Origin of the sequence: Lacisediminimonas sp. (assembly GCF_030645335.1) — a bacterium.
GTDB lineage: Bacteria > Pseudomonadota > Gammaproteobacteria > Burkholderiales > Burkholderiaceae_D > Lacisediminimonas.
The window spans coordinates 1-8,356 of record NZ_JAUSNH010000023.1 but is presented as its reverse complement, the minus strand read 5'-3'; the positions used below and the strand labels follow the sequence as shown (position 1 = coordinate 8,356).

Annotated in this window: 8 protein-coding genes; 6 read left to right on the top strand and 2 right to left on the bottom strand. The window is 61.5% G+C overall.

The genetic code is table 11. The annotated features are described in order from the left end of the window. Positions 1-100: 100 nt before the first annotated feature. Complete coding sequence (locus Q7T64_RS01875; protein ID WP_304790235.1) at positions 101-1,069, bottom strand: tripartite tricarboxylate transporter substrate binding protein; 969 nt, start codon at positions 1,067-1,069, stop codon at positions 101-103. 188 nt (positions 1,070-1,257) lie between these two features. Further along, positions 1,258-1,974 (bottom strand): TetR/AcrR family transcriptional regulator, encoded by a 717-nt coding sequence (locus Q7T64_RS01870; RefSeq protein ID WP_304790232.1) that lies wholly within the window; start codon positions 1,972-1,974, stop codon positions 1,258-1,260. A gap of 207 nt (positions 1,975-2,181) precedes the next feature. Here Q7T64_RS01870 and Q7T64_RS01865 point away from each other — a divergent pair, with 207 nt between their 5' ends. From Q7T64_RS01865 to Q7T64_RS01840, 6 genes are all read left to right on the top strand, one after another. After that, the gene (locus Q7T64_RS01865; protein WP_304790229.1) at positions 2,182-3,717 is read left to right on the top strand and encodes a class I adenylate-forming enzyme family protein; all 1,536 of its coding nucleotides are present in this window, start codon (positions 2,182-2,184) and stop codon (positions 3,715-3,717) included. Between the two features lie 13 nt (positions 3,718-3,730). Next, positions 3,731-4,708 (top strand): tripartite tricarboxylate transporter substrate binding protein, encoded by a 978-nt coding sequence (locus Q7T64_RS01860; RefSeq protein ID WP_304790226.1) that lies wholly within the window; start codon positions 3,731-3,733, stop codon positions 4,706-4,708. Between the two features lie 119 nt (positions 4,709-4,827). Next, positions 4,828-5,802 (top strand): tripartite tricarboxylate transporter substrate binding protein, encoded by a 975-nt coding sequence (locus Q7T64_RS01855; protein ID WP_304790222.1) that lies wholly within the window; start codon positions 4,828-4,830, stop codon positions 5,800-5,802. 138 nt (positions 5,803-5,940) lie between these two features. Continuing rightward, positions 5,941-7,113 (top strand): thiolase family protein, encoded by a 1,173-nt coding sequence (locus Q7T64_RS01850; RefSeq protein ID WP_304790219.1) that lies wholly within the window; start codon positions 5,941-5,943, stop codon positions 7,111-7,113. Continuing rightward, the gene (locus Q7T64_RS01845) at positions 7,110-7,544 is read left to right on the top strand and encodes a Zn-ribbon domain-containing OB-fold protein (protein ID WP_304790216.1); all 435 of its coding nucleotides are present in this window, start codon (positions 7,110-7,112) and stop codon (positions 7,542-7,544) included. The genes Q7T64_RS01850 and Q7T64_RS01845 overlap by 4 nt, the downstream gene beginning before the upstream one ends. A 123-nt stretch (positions 7,545-7,667) precedes the next feature. Further along, positions 7,668-8,356: acyl-CoA dehydrogenase family protein (locus Q7T64_RS01840; RefSeq protein WP_304790213.1), on the top strand; the 689-nt coding region annotated here is incomplete at its 3' end.

Here is an 8,356-nt window from a genome sequence, read left to right as displayed (position 1 = left end):
CGCAGCGTGACTGCAGGCTTGCACCGGGCAGGGATAGTCCGGATTCAGGGCCCGGACTATCCTGCATGACGGTGACGGGCTGGCGCTGGCCAGCGCCCGCTTACTCCGTGATGTTGGCAGACTTGACGATGCTGGCAAACTTCTGGCGCTCGGACTTCACCAGTGCTTCAAACTCGGCAGTCGGGATGCCGCTGGGTTGCGCGCCCTGCTTTTCCAGCGCCTCCTTGACGTCCGCCATCTTCAGTACATCGGCCATGTCCTTTTGCAGGCGCACCACCACCGTATCTGGCGTAGCACGTGGCACGAACACGCCAAACCACTGGATCAGCTCGAACTTTTCGAGTCCGGGCGCAGCAGCTACCGGCGGCACTTGCGGCGCAGCGGGCGAGGAAGTGCGCGACGATACGCCGAGCGCTCTGAGCTTGCCGGCCTGCACGTGCGGCAATCCGGTAGGCAAGCCGGCGAAACCGATATCCACATGGCCGGCCAGCAAGTCCGATACGGCCGGGGCCACGCCCTTGTAAGGCACGTGGGTCATCTTGACACCGGCCAGTTGCTCAAGCAGTGCACCGGCCAGGTGTTGCGGCGTGCCGTTGCCGGACGATGCATAGGTGACCTTTCCGGGATTCTTGCGGGCATACGCCACCAGCTCCGTCATGTTGGAATACGGACGGGATGGATGGGTCACCAGGATGAACGGCAGCCGGATCGCCTGGGTGACGGGACGCAAGTCGGTTTCCGGGTTGTATGCCATCTTTTTCATGATGAACTGGTTGATCACGACTTCGGCCGTGGCCGACATCAGGATCGTATTGCCGTCGGCCGGGGACTGGGCGACATAGCCGGCGCCGATCGATCCGCTGGCGCCAGGCTTGTTTTCGACCAGCACCGGCACTTTCCAGCGTTCGGCCAGCTTTTGGCCGAGCAGGCGGGCGACCGGATCGACGCCGCCGCCGGCCGGGTAGGGCACGATCAGCTTGACCGGCTTGTCCGGCCAGGTCTGCGCGATACTGGTACTGATGCCGGCGATGAGCAGCGCTGCGCCCAACAGGATGTGGGGTAATTTCATGGATGGCCTTCTGGTTATGGGTGTCTGTATTTTTTTGTTCTGATTTTTGGGGTTGACCAGGCCAGCGTCAACCGGGAGCATTGTAGCGGCTTGCCGCTCGGCTTTCCAGTGACAGGCGGTCACTTCGCGCTGGCCTTCAGTGAACAGACGGGCCAAGCCTGAACCGGATTGCGGTGATCCCGGAAAGCTCAGCGACGCGGTTGCAAGCGCGCCGGTGCGGCCGCAGGATCGCCGAGCTGGGGCGGGTTGCGCAGCAGGGCGTCAATCCCGCGATTGATCCGTTCGCGCGCATAGACCCGGGTCTTCGCATCCGGCTTCATGAATTGCATGGCCACCAGTCCATGCACCAGCACCAGCAGTTCGCGCGCGGTATCGAGCGCATCGAGCCCGGCGCGCAGTTCTTCCTTGGCAACGCCGTCAGCCACCAGGTTGGACCAGAATTCCAGTTGCTTGTCGAAGCGCACCTCCTGGTGCGCCTGCATTTCCTCATGGCGTGTGCTGGCAGCCAGGTAATTGATCCAGAACCGCCACCAGCGGTCACTGCTGGCGCGCAACACATACGATAGTGCAATGCGCCGCAACTGCGCCGCCGGCGAACCGCGGTATTGCTCCCAGTCCTTGGGCAGGCGATAGGCATTCTCCAGCGCCGAGATGACCAGGTTTTCCTTGTTCTGGAAGTGATAGTTGATGGTGCCGGTGCTGACATTGCTGGCTTGCGCGACCTGTCGCATGGTCAGCGCGTCGATGCCGTGCTCGGAAATCAGGTCATACACGACGCCGAGCAGGTAATCCTGCTGACGCAGCGAGCCCGGACGCACGCTGTGCGCCGGCCGCGGTGTCGCTTTAAGCGGCGCCCTGGATTGGCGCGCTGCGCTTGCGGGGGCTTTCGGAATGATGGTGCTCATGCGGGCGTGGTTGTCGGCGCGGGAAGCTGGCGCAATGCACGAAGAGTAACGGATGCAGCAGATGAAGAAAAGCGGCCGGCGGCGTGACGGAAGAATTTATTTAATGCGTTTGCCAATTCGCACAAACGTGCTAATATTTTTTCGTCACGGCAGCATAATGGCCGGGCCATCGCATTTGATGGCCGTTCCCTGGAGGTAAGCAGGTCCATGAAGTTTGCATCCTACCTGGCCTCACATGCGGCCTCGATGCCCGACAAGGAGGCGCTGGTCTGCGGCGATCGCCGCGTCAGCTTCTCCGAGCTGGAGCGCTGGTCCAATGCCGTCGCCGCCGAGCTGCAGCGCATGGGCGTGCTGCCGGGCGACCGGATCGCGCTGTACCTGCCGAACTGCCTGGAATTTGCGTTCGCGTTCTTTGGCATCGTCAAGGCCGGCGCGATTGCGGTGCCGATCAACATGCGCCTGGCGCCGCCGGAAATCGCCTTCATGCTGGAAGACGCGCAGCCGCGCCTGGCTTTTGTCAGCAGCGAGCATGCCGCCGAGTTCGATCGCGCCGCCGGCGCTGGCACCGGCCTGCAGCGCATTGCGGTAAATGGTGCGCCGCGCGCCGGCGAAGCCGACTTTGGTGCGATGCTGCAGCAAGCGGGTGGTTTGCTGCAAGAAATCCCGGTCGAATTCGACGACTGCATGATTTCCTACACGTCCGGCACCACCGGCAAGCCGAAGGGCGCGGTGCTGACCCAGTCCAACTTCATCATCATGAATGGCTTCATGAATGGGCTGTACTGGGGTTTCGGCGAACACGACCGGATCCTGATCACGACGCCCTTGGCACACCGCACGGCGTTCGCGCGGATGGGCAACATGCTGGTGCATGGATGCACGCTGGTGATCGTGCCGCGCTTCGATGCCGCCGAGGTGGCGCGCATCATCGGCGCCGAGCGCATTACGGTGCTGGGCATCGTTCCGACCGTGGTGCGGCTGCTGATGCCCGAGATTGTGCAGGCGCCGCAGCAGTTTGCTTCGCTGGAGCGAATACTGGCCACCGGTGAAGCGTTTGCAGTCGACCTGAAGCAGGAGCTGATGGCGCGGCTGCCGGCGGTCAAGCTGTATTCCTTTTTCTCGATGACCGAGGTTGGCGTGATCACGCTGTTGCGGCCGCATGAACAGATCAGCCATGCGTCGAGCGTGGGCCGGGTGTTGCCCGGCATCGAAATGAAGCTGCTCGATGACCAGGGCCAGCAAGTCGCCAATGGCGAGCCCGGCGAAGTGTGGGTGCGCACCGGCGAGCCGGGCCGCTACCTGAACATGCGCGAGTATTACCGGCGTCCGGAGGCCAATCGCGAATCGGTACGCAATGGCTGGTTCGCCACCGGCGACATGGCGCAGATCGATGCCGACGGCTATGTCACGATCGTCGACCGCAAGAAGGACATGATCCTCTCCGGCGGCTACAACATTTATTCGAAGGAAGTGGAGGCCGCGCTGTGTTCGCATGAGGCAGTGGCCCAGGCAGCCGTGATCGGAGTGCCCGATCCGGTGTTCGGCGAAGCCGTGGTTGCGTTTGTCGTGCTGCGCCCAGGCCGGCAACTGGCTGCCGACGCGCTGCTTGCGTGGTGCGTGGAGCGCATCGCCAGTTACAAGAAGCCCAAGACCATTCGCTTTGTCAGCGCCCTGCCGGAGAACAGTACCGGCAAGGTGTTGAAGCGTGAATTGCGCGAGAAGTTCCTGGAAACCACGACCTGAGGGGATCGAGACGATGAAACGACGCACTGCACTTGCCGCTATCGGCGCTGGCCTGCTGTCCGGCGTGGCAACGCCGCTGTTGGCGCAGCAGGATTTCCCGACCAGGACCATCAAGATCATCGCGCCTTATCCGCCCGGTGGCACGACCGACCTGTTCGCACGCATCATCGGCGATTATTTGCAAAAGACTTGGGGCCAGACGGTGGTGATCGAGAACCGGCCCGGATCGTCCGGCATGATCGGCGCCGGCATGGTGGCGCGCTCGCCGGGCGACGGCTATACGGTGTTGATCGGGTCCCAGGCGCTGTACAGCGTCAACCCGACGCTGTACAAGCAGGTGCCTTACGACCCGGTCAAGGATTTCACGCCGATCTCGCTGGTGGCGCTGTTGCCGAGTTTCCTGGTGGTGCCGGCTACGCTGCCGGTGGCCAATGTGCGCGAATTCATCCAGTACGTGAAGGACAATCCGGGCAAGGTGGCCTACGGCTCGGCCGGTTCGGGTACGGCGCAGCACATTTATTTTGAATTGTTCAAGCAGCAGATGGGACTGGACGTGCTGCATGTGCCGTACAAGGGCAGCGTGCCGGCAGTCACCGACCTGATCGGCGGACGGGTGCAGGCGATGATGGATTTCGGCCCGTCGGTGTTGCCGCACATCCGCGCCGGGAAATTGAAGGCGCTGGCGGTTTCCACCGGCGAGCGTTCACGCGCCACGCCGGACGTGCCGACCATGCAGGAATCCGGTGTGCCAGGTTTCGACAACGCCACCTGGTTCGCGATTCACGGTCCGGCCGGCATACCGCCGACGATTGCCACAAAGTTGTCGACTGAAATTGCAGCGGCAATGCGCAATCCGGAAGTCAAGGCGCGCTTCGAGTCGCTCGGCATCGAGACCATCGGCACCACCGCCGATGTTTTGCTGGCCCGGCAAAAAGCCGATGCAGTCAAATTTGCCGAAGTGATCCGGCGCGCCAATATCAAGGTGGATTGAGAAGTTGCGTGAGCTTGCGTTACGTATTCCGGCATTGGGCCAATAGCTGACCAGGGAGAAGCAGGATGCAGGGATTATTCAGGAAATGCAGTGCATCGCTACGCAGCTTGACCCCCGCAATGCGCGCGGCTTCAACGGCGCTGTTGCTGGCAGCCGGACTTGTACTTGCCGCGCCGGCAGCAGCCCAGGCACAGGCATTTCCAGCCCGGCCCATGAAAATCGTGCTGGCCTATGCCGCCGGCGGTTCGATTGATTTCCTGGCGCGGCGTATCGGCGACACGCTGTCGGCGCGCCTGGGCCAGCCGGTGATCGTCGAGCCCCGTCCGGGTGCCAATGAGCGCGTGGCTTCGCAATATCTGCTCAGCCAGCCGGCAGATGGTTACACGATGCTGCTGGTGGCGGTGCCGCATGCGACCAACCCATCCTTGTTTCCGGATCTTCCGTATGACACCCGCCGCGACTTCGCGCCGCTGGTGCTGCTGGCGGATGTCTCGCAACTGGTGGTGGTGCCCGCCAATTCGGAAATCAAGTCTTTCGCCGACCTGGTGACGCGGGCAAAGGCACGGCCCGGCCAGCTTTCGTTCGGTACGCCCGGCATTGCAACCGGCACCCACCTGATGATGGAATTGCTGAACCAGATTGCCGGTATCGAGATGCTGCATGCGCCGTTCAAGGGGCTGGCGCCACTGACCACGGCCGTGGTCGGCGGACATACCGACGTTGGCGTGTTCAGCGTGTCGCCGCAATTGCTGTCGATGGTGGAAAGCGGTCGCCTGCGCGCGCTGGGCATTCCCAGTCGCCAACGCTGGTCGGCCTTGCCCAATGTACCGACCTTCGTCGAGCAGGGCTATCCTGGCGCGATCGGCGGCACCTGGTTCGGTTTGCTGATGAAAGCCGGCACGCCGCCGGAAATTGTCGATAAGCTGAACCGGGAAATCAACGCCATCATGGCCCTGCCCGAGGTGCGCGACAGCATGCTGAAAGTCGGCATGACGCCGGTAGGCGGCACGGCGGAACAGTTCAAGGCGCATGTTTCGCAGGAAATCGATCGTTGGGGCAAAGTGATCAAGTCACGCGGTATCAAGATCGAGTAATCATGTATGGCGGTACCGGTCGATCTGGAAACAGAGCGCCGGAAAACAGAAGTTGAGCAGGAACAGAAGTTGAACCAGGCAGTCAGTGAAACAGAAAATGGACCAAAATCAGCAAGTGAACCAAATGGACGAGGAGATATGAAAAAAGGTAAAGACATTGCCGTGGTCGGCTATGGCGAGACCAAGGTCACGCTACGGGGCGGCCGCAGTTCGTACGATCTGGCCGGCGACGTACTGGAGCAAATCCTGAACCAGACCGGCATCGACCGTTCTGAAATCGACGGACTGGCAATCGCTGAAACAATGAGCGAGACGGCCAATCCGTTCTGGGGCATGTACATGTGCGAGATGCTTGGCCTCGAGCCGACATGGCTGCAGTTGAACGGCCTGGGCGGCGGATCCGGCATTGGCGGTATCGCCCGTGCTGCGGCTGCCATTCGCGATGGCCTGTGCACGACGGTGCTGGTGCTGGCGTCTGACGCCCAGTCATCGGGCAAGGCGCCAGAACAGGGTGCGCAACGCTTCGAGTTCCAGTATCCGGTCGGCCTGCGCGGTCCGGTGGGCGCTTTCGGCTTGCTCAGCCAGCGTTACAAGCATCAATACGGGCTGGACGACAACGCCCTGGCCAAGCTGGCAGTGACGCAGCGTGACCATGCCCTGATGAATCCGAATGCGGTCGACAAGCTGCAAGTGAAGATCACCGAACAGGATTACCTGAAGTCCAAGTTCGTTGCCGACCCGATCCGCGTGCTCGACTCGGTGATGGTGTGCGACGGCGCCAACGGTGTGCTGGTGACATCGACCGAGAACGCCAAGCGCCTGGGCCTGACCAAAATGTGCCATCCCGTCGGTTATGGCGAGATAGTCAATTTCAAAGGCCACGATCGCCTGGCCGACATTACCGTGTCGGGCTTTTCGGTTGCCGGTCCGCGTGCGTTGAAGCAAGCGGGCATGACGCCCAAGGACATCCGGATGATCATGCCGTATGACGACTTCCTGATTGCCTTGCTGATCACGCTGGAAGACATCGGCTTTTGCGAGAAGGGCAAAGGTGCGGAATTCGTCCTCAATACCGACTTGACCTACAAGGGGACATTGCCCCTGAACACGTCCGGTGGACAGATTTCCGCTGGCCAGCCAGGCTTGGCCGGTGGCGGCCTGAACCTGGTCGAAGGCGTGCGGCAAATGTTGGGCGGCGCTGGCGAACGCCAGGTCTCCGATCCGCGCAATTGCATGGTCACCGGTATCGGCGTGATTCCTTACGGCCGTAACTGGGGCGTGTCCAACGTTTTGATCCTGGAGCAGTCATGAGCACCGTAGAAAAGAAAACTCCCCGCCCGCTGCCGCGGGTAAATTCCTACATGGAAACCAAGCCGTTCTGGGAAGCGGCAAAGAATGGCAAGCTGGTGATCCAGTACTGCAAGGACACCAACGAGCCGCAATTCTTTCCGCGCCCGGTCAGCATGGCCAACGGCAAGCGCAACCTGGAATGGCGTGAAGTGTCGGGGCGCGGTCGCGTCTATACCTTCAGCAACCACTTCAATCCATGGCCTGGTCATGAAGACCGGGTGCCGTACATGGTGGCATTGGTGGAGCTCGACGAAGGCGTGCGCATCCTGTGCAACATCGTCAACGTCACGGCCGATGACATGAAGATCGACATGCCGGTCAAGCTGTGCTGGGAGAAGCTGTCGGAAGACATCAACTATCCGTGCTTCGAGCCTGACAGCAGCCGCAGCTGAGTGGCTGACTGACGGGTAGATCGGCTGCAGCCGGCTTGCCGCAAAAGCCGGCTGCAATTGACCAGATGGAATGAAGGGTCGCACCGGAACGCAGGTTTCTCGTTCCGGTGCACTGGAAAAGTCATGGATCTGAATTACTCGCAGCAAGAGCTGGCTTTCCGCGATGAAGTGCGCGGCTGGCTGGCAGATAATTTGCCGTTGGACCTGAAGCAAAAGGTGGCGCGCTATGCCCACCTGTCCAAAGATGATTACATGCGCTGGCATCGGATACTCGCAGCCAAAGGCTGGGTTGCGCCGAGCTGGCCGGTGGAATGGGGCGGTACTGGGTGGAACCCGGTGCAGCGCTATATCTTCGAGGAAGAGTGCGGCTATGCAGGTGCGCCGCCATTGCCGGCATTGAGCCTCTTGATGTGCGCCCCGGTGCTGATCCATTACGGTACGCAGCAACAGAAGGCGCGCTTTTTGCCACGGATCTACAACGGCGACGACTTCTGGTGCCAGGGCTATTCCGAGCCGGGCGCCGGTTCCGACCTGGCGGCGCTGAAAACGCGCGCCGAACGGGGCACGGATGCGCAGGGCGAGCATTACATTGTCAACGGCCAGAAGGTCTGGACCACCCAGGCGCACTGGGCCAACTGGATGTTTTGCCTGGTGCGCACCGATGCGTCGGGCAAGCCGCAGGAGGGTATTTCTTTCCTGCTGATCGACATGAATTCGCCGGGCGTGACGGTGCGTCCGGTCAAGCTGATGGACGGCAGCCATGAAGTCAATGAAGTATTCCTCGACAACGTGCGCGTACCGGCAGAAAACCT